This window comes from Acidovorax sp. Leaf191 (assembly GCF_001424425.1).
Lineage (GTDB): Bacteria > Pseudomonadota > Gammaproteobacteria > Burkholderiales > Burkholderiaceae_C > Acidovorax.
Genome location: NZ_LMPT01000012.1, coordinates 187796 through 206410 on the forward strand (window position 1 = coordinate 187796; position 18615 = coordinate 206410).

Here is an 18615-nt window from a genome sequence, read left to right on the forward strand (position 1 = left end):
TCCTGCTGACCAGGGCACGGCAAGGCAGGCAGGGGGCGCGGCCTGCGGCGCCCGCGGGGCACCAGCCCGCCCCCATCCGAAGCGCAACTTGGCGTCAGGCCGCGACCACCCGCGCGAGTCCGCCAGAGGCCGTCTGCAGAATCTGGCGGGCCCTGTCCGTCGAGACGCTGGCGTCGCTGCCGCTCCAGGCGACAAACTGGTCCGGACGCACCAGCACCAGTTGCGCGCCGTAGCGCTCATGCTCGCCTGCGCCGTGGGCCTCCACGACGGTCAGGGCCAGCGCCGTGTCCGCCGCGGCGGCGCGAAAGGCCTGCACCGCGTCGGCGTGGGCCCCGAAGGCCAGCAGCGAAAAGCCGGTGCCCAGCGCCTCGAACACGTTGCTGCCGGACGGCAGCACCGCAGGCGCCAGGTGGTGGCCGGCTCTCGCGTCAAAGCGGTGCGATCCCTTGGCGCTGCTGACGCGGCCCGCGCTGCCCCAGACCACGCCCGAGCCCTCGTAGTGGGGTTCGAACGCATGCACCTCGCCCACGGCGCCCTGCGCCCGTGCCTGCCATGCAGCCTCGAACGCGGCGCGGTCGCGCTGCGGGTCGTGCGTGTTCAGGAACTCGCGGTCTGTGTCGATGGACCGGGCGATGAAATCACGCATGGTCGAGGCAAACACAGGGCGCCTCTCCTCGTCGTACGAGTCGAGCAGGCGCTCGCCGCCCCAGCCCTGCAACCGGGCCGCCAGTTTCCAGCCCAGGTTGCGCGCATCCTCCAGCCCCGAATTCACACCATAGCCGCCGTAGGGCGGGTGGCTGTGCGCTGCGTCGCCGGCGACGAAGACCCGGCCTTGGCGATAGCTGTCGGCCAGCATGAAACGCAGGTCCCAAAAGCCGATGTGCTCGAACTCCACACCGAACGGCGCGCCCACCGCCTCGTGCAGGTAGCCCGCAAAATCGAAGTTGTCCCTCGTCGTGCCCGGCGGAACGGGCGCGTGGAAGAACCAGGTGTTGCCCAGGTCCACGCGGCCGAAGAACTTCCAGTAGCCCTGCAGCTCGGGCTGCAGCACGTTGTAGTAGGACTTGCCGGGATAGCGTTCAAGCAGCTGGTGCAGCCCCGGCGACCGGAAGACCAGCAGCACCATCATGCGGTCGTGGTCCGTGCGGGTCTGGGTGATGCCCGCCTGCTCGCGCACGACCGAACGCGCGCCGTCCGATCCGACCACGTAGGCGGCGCGCAGCACGCGCTCGGTGCGCTCGCCCGTGCCGCCACGCTCGGTGATGGTGATCGACACGCCATCGGCATCCTGCGCCACGGCCTTGGCTTCCCAGCCATAGATGGTGCGTACCGATGGCAACTGCGCCACGCGCTCGCGCAACACGGCCTCGGTCGCGTACTGCGGCAGCCGTTCGTTGCCGGTGAAGTAGTAGGGCTTGACCAGGTCGCGCTGCAGCCAATCGTAGGTGTGGGGGCCCAGCAGCGTGCCGTGTGCGGTCAGGCCGCCAATGCCGTATTCCACCGGGATGGTGCGCGCGGCGCGCAACTCCTTTTCAGCGCCCCAGAAGTGGAAGTGCTCCATCGTCCGCTGGGTCAGGTTCTGACCCTTGGGGATGGGCTGGGGCTGCGGATAGCGCTCCACCACGATGGTGCGTACACCGCGCTGGCCGAGCTCGATGGCCAGGCCCATGCCCACCGGGCCACCGCCGACGATGACGACCTCGGCGTCCTGGGGGGCCGGCAGGGCCTGATCCTTGTTCATGTCGTTCATGGGGTCTGCTGCTTTCATCATTCGGCGGTGATGCCCTGGGCCTTGATCAGGTCCGACCATCGCTTGGCGTCTGCGGCCACGAGCTTCGCGAAGGCATCCGGGGTGCTGTGGGCGGGTGTCATGCCCTGTGTCTCGAACGACCTGGCGACCGCAGGCTGCGCCAGCACGTCGCGCAGCTCGGTGTTCAGCCGGTCAACGAAGGCGCGCGGCGTACCCGCGGGTGCGAACACGCCGTACCACATGTCCACGTTGAGGTCGCCCAGCTTCAGGCTGTTCAGCGAGGGGACTTCCGGCAGCAGGGGGTGGGGCGTGCTGGAGCTGATGGCCAGCGCCTTGAGCTTGCCCGCCTTCACATGCTGCAGGGCCACATGGATGGGCAGGAACATCGCGTCGATCTGCCCGCCCAGCAGGTCGGTCACGGCGGGGGCCGTGCCCCGGTAGCTGATGTGCGTGAGCGAGATCTTCGCGCGGTTCTTGAGCAGTTCCATCGCCAGGTGGTGCGGCGTGCCGGCGCCGGGCGAGCCATAGTTGAGCGCACCCGGCTTTGCCTTGGCGCGATCGACCAGTTCCTTGAGCGACTGGATTCTTGCGCCTTCGCTGGCCACCAGCAGCAGCTGGCCCCAGCTCGTCTGGCTCACGGGCTGCAGGTCGGTCAGCGGGTTGAAGCCCTGCTTGGGGTACAGCGCCATGTTCATCACCAGCGTGTTGACACTCACGAGCAGGGTCGTGCCGTCGGCTGGCGCGCGCACCACCTCCTGCGTACCGATGATCCCCGACGCCCCGGCCTTGTTGTCGACAAAGAAAGGCCGCTTGAGCCGCTCGGACAGCGGGCCTGCGATCTGGCGCGCGATCAGGTCGATCCCCGTGCCGGGCGTGAAAGGCACGACCAGGCGCACCGACGCGTCGCTGCCAGCCTGCGCATGGACCAGTGGCGCTGCCGCCGTGGCCAGGGCACCGAGCACAAGGCGTCTGCGTTGAAGGGACGGCGGCTGCAAGGGGATTGCCATGGTCATGGTGTTTGTCTCTTGGGTAGTTGGACCACAATTACAGCGACAGTCTTGATGTGAATCAAACGGAAAATTCTGATGAATTCGTCAACAAAGCTGATGAATGTCAGCAGCCGGCAGCTCCACGCCTTTCTGGAGGTCACGCGCCTGCAGAGCTTTGCCCAGGCGGCCGAGCAGGTGCACCTGTCTCCCTCGGGCATGAGCATGCTGATCAAGGAGCTGGAGGACCAGGTCGGCGCGCGCCTGTTCAACCGCACCACGCGTTCGCTCACGCTGACCGACGCGGGCAGGCGGCTGCAGCCGGTGGCCGAAAGCATCGTTGGCGAGCTGCGCACGCTGGGTGCCGTGCTCGACGGCAGCGAGTCCGCCGTGCGCTCGCGCCTGCGGGTGGCGGCAACGCCCATGATCTCGGCCAGCCTGCTGCCCGACGTAGTGCGCGGCTTCGCCCAGACCCATCCCCAGGTGCAGGTGCATCTGGCCGACGTCGAGGTGGGCACGGTGCGCCAGCATGTGCTGGAGGGCGAGGCAGACATCGGCTTGGGTTTCTTCGTCAAGCCGGCGGTGGGCCTGTCGCGCCAGCCGCTGTGCAAGTTCCGGCTCATGCGCATCAGCCCGCCAGTGGCGGGCCAAGGAGGCCTGGCGGTCAGCCAGCCGTGGAGCAGTCTCAAAAGCATGCCTTTGGTGAGCCTGCCGTCGGACAACCCTATCCAGGTGGTGATCGAAAAACAGCTCTCGCAGCTGGGGCGCGTGCACGATGAGCGCCCGCGCATGAACCTGATGGGCACCATCATTGGCATGGTGCGTGCCGGTCGGGGCCACGCCGTCATACCGTCCTTCGCTCTGGAAGAGTGCCTGCGCCAGGGCCTCGCGGTGGCCATGCTGCGCGAGCCGGTGACCTACCTGGACCTGTACCTGGTGTCCAAGCGCGGCACGCAGCCCAAGCCGGCCGCACTCGCGTTTGCCGCAGCGCTCAAACGTGCAGCCGCAAGCCTGCCCAGTTAGGACCGCGCAGGCCGGAGGGGCCAAGCCCTGTCGGACGCGGCGGTGCGGTTGTGCACCCGGGCTTGGCGTGGGCCAGCAGTCCTTCGACAGACAGGCACACCGCTGGGGTTGATTGTTCTCAATACTGGAACAGTCAGTTCGCGACTGGGCGGTTTTTCTCTGAACACCACCGGCGTACAGTTCAACCCATCGATGAGCCGAACCCGCAAGGCGACTCACCGAACCCGGTTCAAGAATGGTTTTGTACCGGCTTTATTGAGACGCTTTTTAACCTCAAGGACTTTCATCATGAACAAGACCGCACGCTTTCTCTCCATCGCCGCTGTGTCCGCTTTCGCTGCTTTCGGTGCCCACGCTGACGAAGCCGATGCTTCGCAATTCGCTACCCAATTCGAAACGAACCGCACCGGCGCTGAAGTGGCTGCCGAAGCTTCCACCGTCGCCCAGACCCGCAGCATCGAGCCCGCTGGTTCGCGCGTCGTGACCTACAAGTCCACGGCCGACCGCGCTGCCGTGCGTGCCCAGGCTGCTGAAGCCGTGCGCACCGGCACGATCCCTTCGGGCGAAATCAGCGCGATGTAATTGACGCAGTTGCGGGCCTTCCCATGGTGGTGGCATTGGCAGCATGTCGCTGGTGGTGCTGCCATGGGGAGTGTTTTAAACCCGCCGCGACGCGACAGCAAACTGGGCTCCCGTGTGGGAGCCCTTTTTGTTGGTCGGCATGACCTTTTGGGGTGAGGGGTCTGTCAGTTAATGCCATTAAGATGGCGCAAACTGACATCTCCTGTTTTGGCCCACCGCACAGAAATTTCCCGCCTTGGCGTAGCCCGCGTCGCTGCCCGCCTGTTTGCCGACCAAGGATTCGGCGCCACCAGCGGCAGCGAGATTGCGGCGGCCGCCGGCATTTCAGAGCGCACCTTGTGGCGGTACTTTCGCAACAAGGAGAGCTGCGTCTCGCCGCTGTTCGCGCAGACCTGGCAGCGCTTTGCGCGCGAGCTGCGCTCCTGGCCCCACAGCCAGCCGATCGAGGTGCATCTGGCCGACCAGTTCGCGCTGGACAGGCATTCGCCCCAAGAGATCGCCGACATGGTGCTGGTGGTGCGGCTGATCGCCGCGCTGCCGCAGGAGCCCGACCTGCGCTCCGTCTGGCTGCACTCGTACCACGACGGCGAGGAGGAAGTGGCGGCACTGATCGGCGACCGGCTGGGCCGCTCGCACCATGATTTCGAAGTGCGCCTGTGCGCCGCCGCCGTGATGGGCGCGGTGCGGACGGTGGACGAGGCCATCAGCCGTGCCGCCGTGCGCGATGCGCGGGCCTTCACCACCGCAGAGGTGGTGGCACAGATGTCCCGCGCCATCCGCGCCGTGAGCAACCTGCCGTTTTGCGACCCCGTGGTGCACCAGCCGTTCGGCGGCCCTGCACCTGGCCCTGTACCCCGCCCAGAGCCTGCCGCACGAGCACGACGCGCTGCCAAGTAGATCCTCTCAACGCCCAACGCCCAACGCTCAACGCTCAACGCTCAACGCTCAACGCTCCACGCTCCACGCTCAACGCTCCACCACCCCTGAACGTCCGCGCAGCCCGCGCTTCGCCCACCTCTGCCTGTCCACCACTTCTGACCGCACTGCGCACCGCAGCTCTCCATCCACCCACTATCCATGGCCATTTCACCCCCAAAACCCCTGCGCATCGGCATCATTGCCCTGGTGCTGATCGCGGCCGTGGCCGCCTTCGTCAAGTGGCAGTTCTTCCCGGCCAAAGTGCCCAACAACTTCATCACCGCCACCGCCGCCACGGGTGACCTGGAAGACACGGTGCTGGCCAGCGGCACGCTGCAGGCCTTCAAGCAGGTGAGCGTGGGTGCGCAGGTGTCGGGGCAGATCAAGTCGCTGAAGGTGGCGCTGGGCGACAACGTGAAGGCAGGGCAACTGGTCGCAGAGATCGACTCCCTGACGCAGCAGAACACGGTGCGCAACTCCGAGGCAGCGCTGGCCACGGCGCAGGCCAACCTGCGCGCGCGCCAGGCCTCGCTGTCGCAGGTGGAGCTGGCCTACAAGCGTCAGCAGCAGCTGCGTGCGGCCGACGCCGGCCCGCAGGCCGACCTGGAGGCGGCCGAGGCCACCTACCGCACCACGCTGGCCGACATCGACGCGCTCAAGGCGCAGATGCAGCAGGCCGCCATCGCGGCCGACACGGCCAAGGTCAACCTGGGCTACACGCGCATCGTCGCGCCCATCGACGGCCAGGTGGTCGCCGTGGTCACGCAGGAGGGGCAGACCGTCAACGCCAACCAGGCCGCGCCCACCATCATCAAGCTGGCCAAGGTGGACACCATGACGGTGAAGGCCCAGATCTCCGAGGCCGACGTGACCCGCGTCAAGCCCGGGCAGAAGGTGTACTTCACCATCCTGGGCGAGCCCGACCAGCGCTACCAGGCCACGCTGCGTGCGGTGGAGCCCGCGCCGGACTCCATCGCCACCGAGTCATCGCAGTCCAGCGCGGCCACCGGCAGCAATGCCGCGGCCACCGCCATCTACTACAACGGCCTGTTCGATGCCCCCAACCCCGATGGCAAGCTGCGCATCTCCATGACGGCGCAGGTCTACATCGTGCGAGCCGAGGCCAAGGGCGTGGTCACCATCCCGTCCGCCGCGCTGGGGGAGCGCCATGCCGACGGCACCACCACCGTGCGCGTGGTCGACGCCGAGGGCAACGCCGCGCCCCGCCAGGTGAAGATCGGGTTGAACAACAACGTCAGCGCGCAGGTCACCGAGGGCCTGGCCGCCGGCGAGAAGGTGGTGCTGGGCGACGGCGCCACCGCGCCATCGGCCACCAACCCGGGCCGCATGCGCGGCGGCCCGCCACGGCAGTGAGCGGGGCGGCGCAGGCCCTGCACGGCCATACCAGCGACCCGGGCGGGGCGACAGGCACGGCAGTGCAGCCCCTGCTCGACATCCGCGGCGTGACGCGCGAGTTCCCGGCCGGCGACCAGGTGCTGGCCGTGCTCAAGGACGTGCACCTGACGATCCACGCGGGCGAGATGGTGGCCATCGTCGGGCAGTCGGGCTCGGGCAAGTCCACGCTGATGAACATCCTGGGCTGCCTGGACACGCCCACGCGCGGCAGCTACTGCGTGGAGGGGCGCGAGACCGGGCAGCTGTCGCCCGACGAACTGGCCGAGCTGCGGCGCGAGCACTTCGGCTTCATCTTCCAGCGCTACCACCTGCTGTCGGACCTCACGGCCCAGGGCAACGTGGAGGTGCCCGCGGTGTACGCCGGGCGCACGCGCGCGCAGCGGCACGAGCGCTCGGCCGCGCTGCTGGCGCGCCTGGGCCTGGCCGACCGCATGCACCACACGCCGGGCAAGCTCTCGGGCGGACAGCAGCAGCGCGTATCGATTGCCCGCGCGCTGATGAACGGCGGGCGCGTGATCCTGGCCGACGAGCCCACCGGTGCGCTGGACACGCATTCCGGCGCCGAGGTGATGAAGATCCTCGCAGAGCTGCATGCCGAAGGCCACACCATCATCATCGTCACGCACGACATGGGCGTGGCCGCCCACGCGCAGCGCGTGATCGAGATCCGCGACGGCGCCATCGTGGGCGACACGCGGCGCGAGGGGGCTGCTGCGCCCGGCACGGGCGCCAGCCGACCTGCCAGCCGCGCCCCCACGGGCTTCTTCGCGCGCCTGTCCGCCTTTGGCGACCGCTTTCGCGAGGCCTTCCACATGGCGCTCCTGGCCATGAACGCGCACCGGCTGCGCACCTTCCTGACCATGCTGGGCATCGTCATCGGCATCGCATCGGTAGTGTCGGTGGTGGCGCTGGGCGCGGGCACGCAAAAGAAGGTGCTGGCCGACATCAGTGCCATCGGCACCAACACCATCGAGGTGTTCTCGGGCTCGGGCTTCGGAGACGTGCGCTCGGCCGCGGTGCGCACGCTGGTACCTGCCGATGCCGACGCCCTGGCCGCCCAGCCCTATGTGGACAGCGTCACGCCCAACCTCAATGCATCGGCGCGGTTTCGCTGGCGCAACGTGGAGCTGACCGGCACCATCAACGGCGTGGGCGAGCAGTACTTCCGCGTCAAGGCCGTGAAGCTGGCGCAGGGCACGGTGTTCGATGCGAGTGCGGTGCAAGGGCGCCAGCAGGTCGCGGTGATCGACGACAACACCCGCGCCAAGCTGTTCCCCAACCTGGCAAGCCCGGTGGGCGAGGTGGTGCTGCTGGGCAGCGTGCCGGTGCGCGTGATCGGCGTGGCCGCCAAGAGCGACAACGCCTTCGGCAACAGCGAGGCGCTCAACGTCTGGGTGCCCTACACCACGGCCATGGGCCGCATCGTGGGGCAGAACTACCTGCGCAGCATCACCGTGCGCGTGGCCGACACCGCGCCCATGGCCGCGGCGGAGCAGGGCATCAACCAGCTGCTCAAGACACGCCACGGCCGCGAGGACTTCTACGTGCTCAACACCGACAGCATCCGCCAGACCATCGAGACCACCACGCAGACGCTGACCCTGCTGGTCGCATCCATCGCCGTCATCTCGCTCATGGTGGGCGGCATCGGGGTGATGAACATCATGCTCGTGTCGGTGACCGAGCGCACCCGCGAGATCGGCGTGCGCATGGCCGTGGGCGCGCGCCAGGGCGATATCCAGCAGCAGTTCCTCATCGAGGCCGTGCTGGTCTGTCTGCTGGGCGGTGCCCTGGGCATCGCCATCGCGCTGGGCCTGGGCGCGCTGATCACCAGCGTGGCGCCGGTGGTGCCGCTGGCGTTTTCCGTGAGCTCGATGGTGTGGGCGTTTGCCTGCTCCACGCTGATCGGCGTGGTCTTCGGCTTCCTGCCGGCGCGCAGCGCGGCGCGGCTCAACCCCATTGATGCGCTGGCGCGGGATTAGGTGAAGCACCCCCTGAGGCGCTTCGCGCCTTCCCCCTGTCTCGACTCGCTGCGCGAGTCGGGAGGGGGACGCCCCCGGTGCACGCCAGCGAAGCGCCGCATGCGCGGCTTGGCGGCCCTTGCACGGGGGCGCTGGCACGGGGGCGCTGGCTTTGGGCGCGCCAGTTTCGGGCGTCGTGGGTAGCGTGTGGCGCATTGAGTAACTGAATAAATGATGAACATGAAGGATCGGCTACACGTGACGACCATCGAAAAATCCTCCTTCGCTCTGGTTCCCCTGGCGCTGGCTTTGTTGCTGGCCGGCTGCGCCGGCACGCGCACGGTCTACCAGGCGCCTGGTGTCGACGTGCCTGCCGCTTGGGAGCAGCAGCAGGCCACCCCCTTCGCCACGACGCAACTGCCCGACCGGTGGTGGCGCCAGTTCGACGACCCGGCGCTGAGCCAGGTGGTCGAATCCGCACTGGCGCGCAACAACGACCTGGCTGCCGCCGCGCTGCGCGTGCGCCAGGCGCAGCTGCAGGCGGGCATCACCGCCGCGGGGCTGGGCCCCACCGTGGCGGGGCGCCTGTCCAGCGGCGCGTCGCGCCGGCTGGACGGGGGCGACAACGCCGCGTCCCGCAGCAGCGGGGCATCGCTCTCGGTCAGCTATGAGGTGGACCTGTGGGGCCGCGTGGCCAGCACGCGGGACGCGGCCGAGTGGACCGCCCGCGCCACTGCCCAAGACCGCGAGGCCGCCGCCCAGGCCTTGGCTGGCACGGCTGCGGGGCTGTACTGGCAACTGGCCCAACTGAACCAGCGCGTGGCCAGCGGCGGCGACAGCCTCGCCTATGCCCTGCGCACGCAGGAACTCGTGCGCGCGCAGTACGACGCGGGTTCGGTCTCGGCGGTGGAGCTGCGCGAGGCCGAGCAGACGGTGGCCGGCCAGCGCGCTGCCCTGGCCCAGCTGGAGCAGCAGCGTGTGGAAACCCGCAACGCCATCGCCGTGCTGATGAATGCGCCGCCCGGTGCCGCCACCCTGTCCGAGGTCCTGCCGGTCGAGCCCCAGCGTCTGCCCGATACCGCCTTGCCGGCCGTGGCTGCCGGGGCCCCCGCCGAGCTGCTGGCCCGCCGCCCCGACCTGCGCGCCGCCGAGGCCCGCTTGCGCAATGTGCTCGCCAGCGGCGACGCCACGCGCGCCAGCTACTACCCGGGCCTCAGCCTCACGGGCGATCTGGGCACGTCGAGCACCTCTCTGCTGCGCCTGCTCTCCAACCCCGTGGCCACCCTGGGTGCAGGGCTGAGCCTGCCCTTCCTGCGCGCGCAGGAGATGAGGCTCTCGGGCCAACTGGCAGCGGCGCAGTACGAAGAGTCGGTTACCAACTTCCGCCAGACCCTGTACACGGCGTTGGCGGACGTGGAAAACGCCCTCTCGGCCCGCACCCAGCTGTTGCGCCAGGGCGAACAGCTGGCCCTGCAACTGGCCGCCGCGCGCGAGGCCGAGCGCCTGTACGAGGTGCGTTACCGGGCGGGTTCCACCGGCCTGCGCACCTGGCTGGACGCGCAGGAGCGGCGCCGCGCGGCAGACCTCGCGGTGCAGGACAACCGGCTGGCGCAGATGAATGCGCTCGCGACGCTGTACCGGGTGCTGGGAGGTGGCGTGGAGAGCGCCGGGCGCTCACCGGGATGATGCGAGCGGCAGGCGACCGGACGCCGGCAGGCGGGCTCGCCCGGGGCATCCGGTCAGGAATGGGTGGAATGGTCATGGCCCGCCGTCTGCTGGTTCCATCCGAGGGCAGAGGGGCCAGGCGCCGTGCCCAGTGTTCAGTGCGATGCGAGGTACTCGCGGACCTTGTCGGCCGAGCGCCCCACGGCGGCCACCGCATCGCGCAATTGCACCTCCGTCACTCCCAGGCTGTGGGTCCAGCTGCGGACTTCATACGGCTCGCTGAGGTTGATGAATTGGCGGTCCAGCGCCGTCTTGTTCTTGTCGTCGCTCATGGAGGCTCCTAAGATGAAGCCTCCGAAAGTAGCATCGGCGCCTGGAACGACCTGTAGGACAAGAGTGCTTCGGTGTGGCAAACGGCCCGTGCTGTCGTCTGGCGGACAGGGGCGCGCACATTGTTCGGCAGGGTATGCCTCAGGCGCGGCTGAAGGCGCATCGGGTCCGCTTGGGTTGCGGCGCGCAAAAAAGGGCCCGCGTGAGCGGGCCCAAAGACGCTTCATCTACCGGTGCCTGATCACCGGCAATTTCATCCTAGTCAAGCCGTGCAGTGCGCTCCGGTAGGACTAGGACCACTCGCCTTGCGGTCAGTTGGCCTGTGGGGCCTTCTCTTGGGGTGTGTTTTGGGCTGTGTTTGGGGGCGTCTTCGCGCCCCTTGCAGTCAGTCAGTCAGCGCTGGCTCTGCAGCGCTGCCCCGCCGCACGAACCGCCCTGCCCGCGCACCCGTGGCGCGCTGCCGCGCGGTGTAGCTCAACACGCCATTGACCCACACGCTCTCGATGCCTTCGCTGAACTGCTGGGGATGCTCGAACGTGGCGATGTCCTTCACGCGTGCCGGGTCGAACACCACCACGTCGGCCGTGTGGCCCGCCTGCAGCACGCCGCGCGCGCCCAGCCGGAACCGCCGGGCCGACAGCCCCGTCATCTTGTGCACGGCTTCTTCCAGCTGCAGCAAGCCCTTCTCGCGCCAGTAGCAGGCCAGCACGCGTGGAAACGCGCCCCACAGCCGGGGGTGCGGCCGCTCGTCGTGCGGCAGGCCGTCGGAGCCGATCATGGACAGCGGGTGCGCGATGACGCGCTCCACATCGTCCTCGCGCATCTGGAAGTAGCACGCCCCGCCGGGCTTGAGCCGCACAGCCGCCTCCTGCTGCGACACGCCCCACTCGCGCGCGATGTCGGCCAGGTAGCGCCCGCCCATCTCCGGGTGCGGCTGGCTGCCGGTGATGAGGATGTCGATGATGCCGTCCACCAGGTCCTCGCGCAGCACGGTGGAGCCGGCGGTGTAGGGGTACACGTCCATGCCGATCTCCTGGTTCTCGGCGAGCTTTTCCAGCAGCGGCAGTGTCTCGCGGGTGCGGCCCCAGTTGGCCGGGCCCGCGCATTTGTGGTGCGATATCACAAGGGGCAGGCCGGACTGCCGGGCCGTCAGCGCGGCCTCCTGCAGCGCCGGCAGGATGCCTGCCAGTTCGTCGCGCACATGGGTGGCGTAGACACCGCCATTGCGTGCGGCCACGCTGGCCACCGCCACGAGTTCGTCCTGGTCGGCCGCGTAGGCCTCGCTGTAGAAGATGCCGGACGACAGCCCCAGCGCACCGGCGTCCATGGCCTCCTGCATGTCGGCGGCCATGGCCGCGCGCTCGTCCGGCGAGGCCGCCTGGCGCAAGTCCGCCAGATGCCGCATGCGCAATGCCGTGTGGCCCATCAGCGCTGCCACGTTCACCGCGGGCTGGGCCGCGTTCACGGCATCGGCGTAGCTGGCCATGCTCGCATGCCGGAACTGCAGGCGGCCCAGCAACGACAGGGGCGCGGACGGCGCCTCGGTCACCACGGGCGCGAGCGAGATGCCGCAGTTGCCCACGATCACCGTCGTGATGCCCTGCGACAGCTTGGGCAGCATGGCCGGGCCGTCCAGCACGGCCGCGTCATCATGGGTGTGCACGTCGATGAAGCCGGGGGCTATCACCAGCCCGGTGCAGTCGATTTCTTCGGGCGTGCCGGCGGCGGCCAGGTCGGCCGGTGCGATCTGGCCCGGCGCCGCGATGGCCAGGATGCGGTCGCCGTGCATCAGCAGGTCGCCCTGCCAGCCGGCCGCGCCGGTGCCGTCCACGATCAGGCCATTCTTGAGCAGCGTTGCGGGCGCCATGTCACTCCTCCCGCGCCGGCAGCTTGTGCGCGCCGCCTTCGAGCGCCCCCGCGTACTCCGCGCTGTCGAAGCCGTGCTTGTGCAGCAGTTGCTTGAACTGCTGCAGCCCCCGTGCGGCCACGGGGCCGAGCTTCTGGGCCAGGCGCACCATCAGGATCTCGATGACCACCAGGTGCGCCAGGTACGCCTCGGTGCCCACGCGCATCACCGCGTCCTGCGGCACGGACACGGCCAGCACCAGGTCGGCCGCCTCGGCCAGCGGGGTGCCCGGCTGGGTCAGGGCCACCACGGTGGCGCCCTGCGAGCGGGCGAAGCGCGCGGCCTCCAGCGTGTAGGGCATACGGCCCACGTGCGAGATCACGAAGGCCACGCCGTCAGGCCCGAGCGTGCTGGCCGAGACCAACTGCTGGTGCGCATCGAAGATCGCGTTGGCCGTGCAGCCCAGGCGGAACAGCCGGCTTTGCAGCTCGCTGGCCATGAAGGTCGACGCAGCGCCCACCGAATAGCAGTCGATGCGGCGCGCCGCAGCGAGCCGCTCGGCCACCTGGTCGAGCACCTGGGCATCGAGGTTGCGGCCCAGCTCGGTCAGCGAGGACACGGCCGCGTGCACGATCTTGCTGGCCACGTCGTGCGCGCTGTCGTCGGCCAGCACGCTGCGGTGCAGGTGCGAGCCGGACACGGCCAGGTCCTGCGCCAGCGCCACCATGAACTCGCGCACGGAGTCGTGCCCGAAGCTGCGGCAGGTGCGCACGATGGTGGGCATGGAAACGCCCGCCTGCTGGGCCAGTTGCTCCACCGTGGCGACTACGGCGGCGCGGGGATCTTCCAGCACCACGCGCACCACGCTGCGCTGCGCCTCGGGCAGGTCGGGCTGGCGCTCGCGCAACTGCTGCAGCAAGCTTTGGGATGTGTGTGTGATGGCCATGCTCAGAAACGGGTGCTGATGGCGCCGGTCACTGCCCAGTCGTCCTCGACGAGGGGCAGCCAGCGCCATTTGTCAAAAGTGGTGCAGGGGTGGGAGATGCCCAGCGCCACGCGGTCGCCCACGGCGGGCGGGCTGCCCGCGGGGTCGAAGCGCAGGTAGGCGTGCTGGTCGTTCAGCGCGCTCACGGTCCAGCCCTGTGGCACATCGCCCGCAGTGCGCTGGCCCCGCGGCGCCCAGCGCACGGGCACCGGCATCTCCAGGTCGTAGGACACATCGCGCCGCCCGCAGGTCAGCAGCGCCAGGCCCGGCTCGGGCACGGACTGCACTATGGCCCACACCTCCAGCGCGGGGCGCAGCGATGCGTCCAGGCCCTCGCGCTGCTCTACGTGGCGCAAGAAGCGCATGTAGTTGCCGTGGTCGTGCGTGATGTAGCAGCCCGAGCGCAGCACGCCCTCCACCGGGCGCGAGAGGCCCTGTGTGCGCAGCAGCGGCACCACCAGGTCGAACACGGCGGAGCCGCCGGCCGTCAGCAGCACGGTGGGGTCGGCGAACAGGCCGTGGGCATCGCATTGGCGCGCCACCTCGGTCACGCGGCGTACCAGGGCAGTGACTTCGCGCGCATCGTGCTCGCTGTCGCACCGGGCCACGCCGCCCTCGTAGCACTCGATGCCGCCCAGTTGCGCGGCGGGTGAGCGGGCGATGGCCTGGGCCAGCGCCAGGGCTTCATCCAGCGTCCGGCAGCCGGTGCGCTGGCCAGGGATGCCGATCTCCAGCAGCGTGTCGAAGCGGCGGGCCACCTGCCCCGCGGCCTGGCGGCGCGCGGCCCAGTCCTCGATCAGCTGCAATTGCGCCAGCGAGTCCACGAGGAACCACACGCGCAGGCCCGCATGCCGCTGCAGCAGCGCCTGCAGTCCGTCCAGGTCGGCATCGCACACCACCTGGTTGGCAATGATGGCCCGGCGTGCGCCGGCCTCCACACCCACCGACAGCTGGTAGATGGTGGCGAACGTCAGGCCCCAGGCGCCGGCCGCGAGCTGCTGGCGAAACAGCTCGGGCGACATGGTGGTCTTGCCATGCGGCGCCAGCGCCACGCCCTTGCGCGCCGCGAAGTCCTGCATCCAGGCCAGGTTGTGGGCCAGCGCAGAGCGCCGTATGACGGCCAGCGGGTAGGCCAGGTCGTCCGCCAGCAGGTTCCAGCCTCTGGCGGCCAGGTCGGACGCGCGGCAGGGCGCAGCGGTTTGCGGAAAGCTCTTGCTGCGGTGGTCGAGGATGAAGTCGTCGGTCATGGGGAAGTGGGGTGGTGCGCTGTTTTCCAGCAGGCATGCAGATGGCCCGGCTGCACCTCGCGCAGCAGCATATCGGTGGTGGCGCAGCGCTCTTCGGCCAGGGGGCAGCGGGTGCGGAACACGCAGCCCGAGGGTGGGTGGGCGGGGCTGGGCAGGTCGCCCTGCAGCAGCGGGATGCTACGCCGCTGCGCCGGGTCGGGGATGGGCGCGGCCGCCAGCAGCGCGCGCGTGTAGGGGTGCTGGGGGTGGGCATACAGCGCCTCGGTGGGGGCGATCTCCATCACGCGGCCCAGGTACAGCACCACCACGCGGTCGCACAGGTATTCCACCACGTCGAGGTCGTGCGAGATGAACAGCAGGGTCAGGCCCAACTGCTCCTTGAGCTCGCCCAGCAGGTTCACCACCTGGGCCTGGATGGACACGTCCAGCGCCGACAGAGGCTCGTCCGCCACGATGAACTTTGGCTCCACGGCCAGGGCGCGCGCGATGCCGATGCGCTGGCGCTGGCCGCCGGAAAACTCGTGCGGAAAGCGGTCCGCATGCTCGGGCCGCAGGCCCACCTGCTGCAGCAGCTCGTGGATGCGGGGCAGGCGTGCGCGGCCCTTGGCCAGGCCGTGCGTGTCCAGCGCTTCGGCCAGCACCTCGCGGATGCGCATGCGCGGGTTGAGGCTGGCGTACGGGTCCTGAAAAATGATCTGGATCTTGGAGCGCAGCGGGCGGTATTGCCCCTGCGAGAGCGCCGCCAGGTCCTGCGCGGCGCCCGCGCCGTGGTACAGCATCTGCCCGCCGGTCGGGTCCACCAGGCGCGTCAGCAGCCGGCCGATGGTGCTCTTGCCCGAGCCCGATTCGCCCACCAGGCCCAGGGTCTCGCCCTGGCGAATGGTGAAGCTCACATCGTCCACCGCGCGCACCGGGTGGGCGCCGCTGCCGAAGTACTTGCGCAGGTGCTGGATCTCCAGCAGCGGGGCCTGCGCAAGGCTGCCGGTGGGGGATGCCATGGGTTGTTGCAGCACGGCGCTCATGCGGTCACCTCGCGGTGGATGCAGCGCACCATGCGGCGCGCGCCGGTGGCTTCCAGCGGCGGCATCTGCGCGTCGCAGGCGGCCAGCTTGCGGGCGCAGCGTGGTGCAAAGGCACAGCCCGGGGGCGGTGCCAGCGGGCTCGACACCTGGCCCGGTATGGCCACCAGCTTGCGGCGCCCGGGGGCGGCCGCTGCGCCGCCCTGCTGCCGTGCCACACCGGGCAGGCAGGCCAGCAGGCCGCGCGTGTAGGGGTGCTCGGGCCGCGCGAACAGGTCGTGCACGCGGGCCGATTCGACGATGCGGCCGGCGTACATCACCGCCACGGCGTCGGCGTACTGCGCCACCACGCCCAGGTTGTGCGTGACGAACAGCATGCTCATGCCGGTCTCCTTCTGCAGACGGCCCATCAGCGCGAGGATCTGCGCCTGGATGGTCACATCGAGCGCCGTGGTGGGTTCGTCGGCGATCAGCAGCGTGGGGTTGCAGGCCATGGCCAGTGCGATCATCACGCGCTGGCGCATGCCGCCAGACAGCTGGTGCGGGTACTCGTTCACGCGCTGGGCGGCGGCCGGTATCTCCACCAGCTCCAGCATGTGCCGGGCGTGGGCATGCGCGGTGCGGCGGTCCATCTTCAGGTGCAGGCGGGCGGACTCGGCGATCTGCTCGCCCACCGTGAGCACCGGGTTCAGGCTGGTCATGGGCTCCTGGAAGATCATGGCCAGCTCGTTGCCGCGCAGGGCGCGCTTGTCGGCCTCTTTCAGGGCCAGCAGGTCCACGCGGCGGCCGTCGCGCTGCACGAACCAGGCCTGGCCGCTGACCTCGGCCTGCGAGGTGCGCGCATGCAGGCCCATCAGCGACAGGCTGGTGACGGACTTGCCCGAGCCGGACTCTCCCACCAGTGCCAGCGTCTCGCCGGGGTGGATGGTGAACGACACGTCGGCCACGCTCTGGATGCGGCCTCCGTCGGTGGCGAACGAGGTCGAGAGGCCCTGCACTTCCAGGCGGGCCGCGGCGGGGTCGGTCAAAGGTGCGGCACTCATACGGTCTTCTTCAGTTTGGGGTCGAGCAGGTCGCGCACGCCGTCGCCCAGCATCTGCAGCGACAGCGCGGTGAGAACGATGGCGATGCCGGGCGCGAAGATGGTCCAGAACGCCTTGTCCGCATAGTCCAGGCTGCCGGCGATCATGGTGCCCCAGGTGGGGATGTCGGGTGGCACGCCCACGCCCAGGAAGGACAGCCCGGCCTCGGCCAGGATGGCGTAGGCGAAGATGAAGGTCACCTGCACCAGGATGGGCGACATCAGGTTGGGCAGGATGTGCTTGAGCAGGATCTTCGGGGTGCGCACGCCCAGGGCGCGCGCTGCGTCCACGAACAGCAGCTCGCGCAGCACCAGCGTGGTGGCGCGCACCACGCGGGCCACGCGCGGCGTGTAGACGATGACGAGGGCGAGCATCACGTTCCACAGCGACACCCCCAGGATGGACACCAGCGCGATGCCCAGCAGGATGTCGGGGAAGGACATCATGGCGTCCACCACCCGCATCAGCGGCGCATCCAGCCGCCGGAAGAACCCCGCGAACATGCCCAGCAGCGTACCCAGCAGCACGGCGCCTGCCGCCGTCACGAAGCCGATGAGCAGCGAGTAGCGCGCGCCGTGCACGATGCGCAGCATCACGTCGCGCCCCAGCTCGTCGGTGCCCGCCCAGTGCGTGGCCGACGGCGCGCGCAGCCGCTCGCTGATGGACAGCGCATTGGGGTCGGCGTCCGAGAGGGCGGGATACACAGCGGCGATGCCCACCACCAGCGCCAGCGCGATGGCCGAGGCCATCACCACCTTGCGCGCGAACAGCCGGCGCAGCACGGCCGCAAAGCGCTGCCAGGAAGAAGGGGAGGAGGGCGAAGATGCCGAAGAGACGTGGCCGTTCATGGTGCCTCCAGCCGGATGCGCGGGTCCACCAGCGTGTAGATGAAGTCGATGGCGAGGTTGATGAACACGTAGATGGCCGCGATGACCAGCAGCGTGCCCTGGATGACCGGGTAGTCGCGCCGCAGCACCGCCCGCACCACCAGGTTGCCCACGCCGGGCAGGTTGAACACGGTCTCGGTCACCACGGTGCCGCCGATCATCAGCGCCATGGTCAGGCCCAGCACAGTGACGATGGGCACGAGCGCATTGCGCAGCACGTGCTTGACCATGATGGTGCCCTCGTCCAGCCCCTTGGCGCGTGCGGTGCGCACGTAGTCCTCGCCCAGGATGTCGAGCATGGATGCGCGGGTGAAGCGGATGATCAGCGCCGAGTTGAGCAGGCCCAGCACCAGCGCGGGCAGCAGCAGGTGCGACAGCCGCTCGCCCAGCGTGGCGCTGGGGTCGCCATAGCCCGATGCCGGAAACCACCCCAGCTTGACCGCGAACAGCTGGATGAGGATCAGGCCCAGCCAGAAGCTGGGCACGCTCGCGCCCAGCATGGCCACGCCGCTCACGGCCTGGTCGGCCGCGCTGCCGCGCCAGATGGCCGCGGCCATGCCGCACGGAATGCCCACCAGCGCCGCGATGCCCACCGCGAACAGCGCAAGGAACAACGTGGGCTCGGCCCGCTCCAGCAGCGCCTGCGCCACGGGCCGCTGCAGGAAGAGCGACTGCCCCAGGTTGCCCTGCAGCAGCTCACCCACCCACAGCACGAACTGCGTGGGCAAGGGCTTGTCCAGCCCGTACTGGGCGCGCGCCTGCGCAATGTCGGCGGCAGTAGCCTGGTCGCCCAGCAGCAGCGCCACCGGGTCGCCCGAGGCCAGCCGCGTGAGGCAGAACACCAGCACCGCCACCAGCGCCAGTACCACCGCCGCCCCACCCAGCCGCTTCAATAGAAATCGCATGCTTGCTTGTCTC

General features: G+C 69.4%; 16 protein-coding genes. 6 read left to right on the forward strand and 10 right to left on the reverse strand.

Going from position 1 to position 18615, the window contains the following annotated elements; genetic code table 11:
* Positions 1-94: 94 nt before the first annotated feature.
* Together ASG27_RS09395 and ASG27_RS09400 are read right to left on the reverse strand one after the other, a co-directional pair.
* Complete coding sequence (locus ASG27_RS09395; protein ID WP_056416273.1) at positions 95-1750, reverse strand: FAD-dependent monooxygenase; 1656 nt, start codon at positions 1748-1750, stop codon at positions 95-97.
* Positions 1751-1767: 17 nt separating this feature from the next.
* Positions 1768-2763, reverse strand: coding sequence for a Bug family tripartite tricarboxylate transporter substrate binding protein (locus tag ASG27_RS09400; protein ID WP_056415217.1), 996 nt, complete (start codon positions 2761-2763; stop codon positions 1768-1770).
* A 72-nt stretch (positions 2764-2835) separates the two neighbouring features.
* On the opposite strand from ASG27_RS09400, the gene ASG27_RS09405 reads away from it, so the two are divergent.
* The 6 genes from ASG27_RS09405 (at position 2836) to ASG27_RS09430 (ending at position 10322) form a co-directional block, all read left to right on the forward strand.
* Positions 2836-3759 carry a LysR family transcriptional regulator gene (locus tag ASG27_RS09405; protein ID WP_235503982.1) on the forward strand — a complete coding sequence of 308 codons (924 nt, stop codon included), beginning with the start codon at positions 2836-2838 and terminating at the stop codon, positions 3757-3759.
* Positions 3760-4047: 288 nt separating this feature from the next.
* Positions 4048-4341, forward strand: coding sequence for a hypothetical protein (locus tag ASG27_RS09410; RefSeq protein ID WP_056415220.1), 294 nt, complete (start codon positions 4048-4050; stop codon positions 4339-4341).
* A gap of 207 nt (positions 4342-4548) precedes the next feature.
* Positions 4549-5238 (forward strand): TetR/AcrR family transcriptional regulator, encoded by a 690-nt coding sequence (locus tag ASG27_RS09415; protein WP_056415223.1) that lies wholly within the window; start codon positions 4549-4551, stop codon positions 5236-5238.
* Positions 5239-5418: 180 nt separating this feature from the next.
* Entirely contained in the window at positions 5419-6633 is a 1215-nt protein-coding gene (locus tag ASG27_RS09420) for an efflux RND transporter periplasmic adaptor subunit (protein WP_056415225.1), read from the forward strand.
* Positions 6634-6695: 62 nt separating this feature from the next.
* Positions 6696-8657 carry a MacB family efflux pump subunit gene (locus ASG27_RS09425; RefSeq protein WP_056416281.1) on the forward strand — a complete coding sequence of 654 codons (1962 nt, stop codon included), beginning with the start codon at positions 6696-6698 and terminating at the stop codon, positions 8655-8657.
* 237 nt (positions 8658-8894) lie between these two features.
* Complete coding sequence (locus tag ASG27_RS09430; RefSeq protein ID WP_235508465.1) at positions 8895-10322, forward strand: efflux transporter outer membrane subunit; 1428 nt, start codon at positions 8895-8897, stop codon at positions 10320-10322.
* Between the two features lie 134 nt (positions 10323-10456).
* On the opposite strand, the gene ASG27_RS25880 is transcribed toward ASG27_RS09430, so the two are convergent.
* The 8 genes from ASG27_RS25880 to ASG27_RS09465 all read right to left on the reverse strand — a co-directional run bounded on the left by ASG27_RS25880 (position 10457) and on the right by ASG27_RS09465 (position 18602).
* A complete protein-coding gene (locus tag ASG27_RS25880; RefSeq protein WP_082485896.1) occupies positions 10457-10633 on the reverse strand; it encodes a DUF3606 domain-containing protein in 177 nt (58 codons plus the stop codon).
* A 383-nt stretch (positions 10634-11016) separates the two neighbouring features.
* Positions 11017-12498: an N-acyl-D-amino-acid deacylase family protein gene (locus tag ASG27_RS09435; RefSeq protein ID WP_056415228.1), complete on the reverse strand. Its 1482-nt coding sequence runs from the start codon at positions 12496-12498 to the stop codon at positions 11017-11019.
* 1 nt (position 12499) lies between these two features.
* Positions 12500-13423: a MurR/RpiR family transcriptional regulator gene (locus ASG27_RS09440; RefSeq protein WP_056173310.1), complete on the reverse strand. Its 924-nt coding sequence runs from the start codon at positions 13421-13423 to the stop codon at positions 12500-12502.
* A gap of 2 nt (positions 13424-13425) precedes the next feature.
* A complete protein-coding gene (locus ASG27_RS09445; RefSeq protein WP_056415232.1) occupies positions 13426-14709 on the reverse strand; it encodes an amino acid deaminase in 1284 nt (427 codons plus the stop codon).
* Entirely contained in the window at positions 14706-15731 is a 1026-nt protein-coding gene (locus ASG27_RS09450; protein WP_082485897.1) for an ABC transporter ATP-binding protein, read from the reverse strand. Before ASG27_RS09450 ends, ASG27_RS09445 begins: the two co-directional genes overlap by 4 nt.
* Positions 15728-16771, reverse strand: coding sequence for an ABC transporter ATP-binding protein (locus ASG27_RS09455; protein WP_056415234.1), 1044 nt, complete (start codon positions 16769-16771; stop codon positions 15728-15730). Before ASG27_RS09455 ends, ASG27_RS09450 begins: the two co-directional genes overlap by 4 nt.
* Positions 16768-17658 (reverse strand): ABC transporter permease, encoded by an 891-nt coding sequence (locus ASG27_RS09460; protein ID WP_156370594.1) that lies wholly within the window; start codon positions 17656-17658, stop codon positions 16768-16770. The genes ASG27_RS09455 and ASG27_RS09460 overlap by 4 nt, the downstream gene beginning before the upstream one ends.
* Positions 17655-18602, reverse strand: a complete 948-nt coding sequence (locus ASG27_RS09465) for an ABC transporter permease (protein WP_056415237.1) — start codon at positions 18600-18602, stop codon at positions 17655-17657. The genes ASG27_RS09460 and ASG27_RS09465 overlap by 4 nt, the downstream gene beginning before the upstream one ends.
* Positions 18603-18615 lie beyond the last annotated feature (13 nt).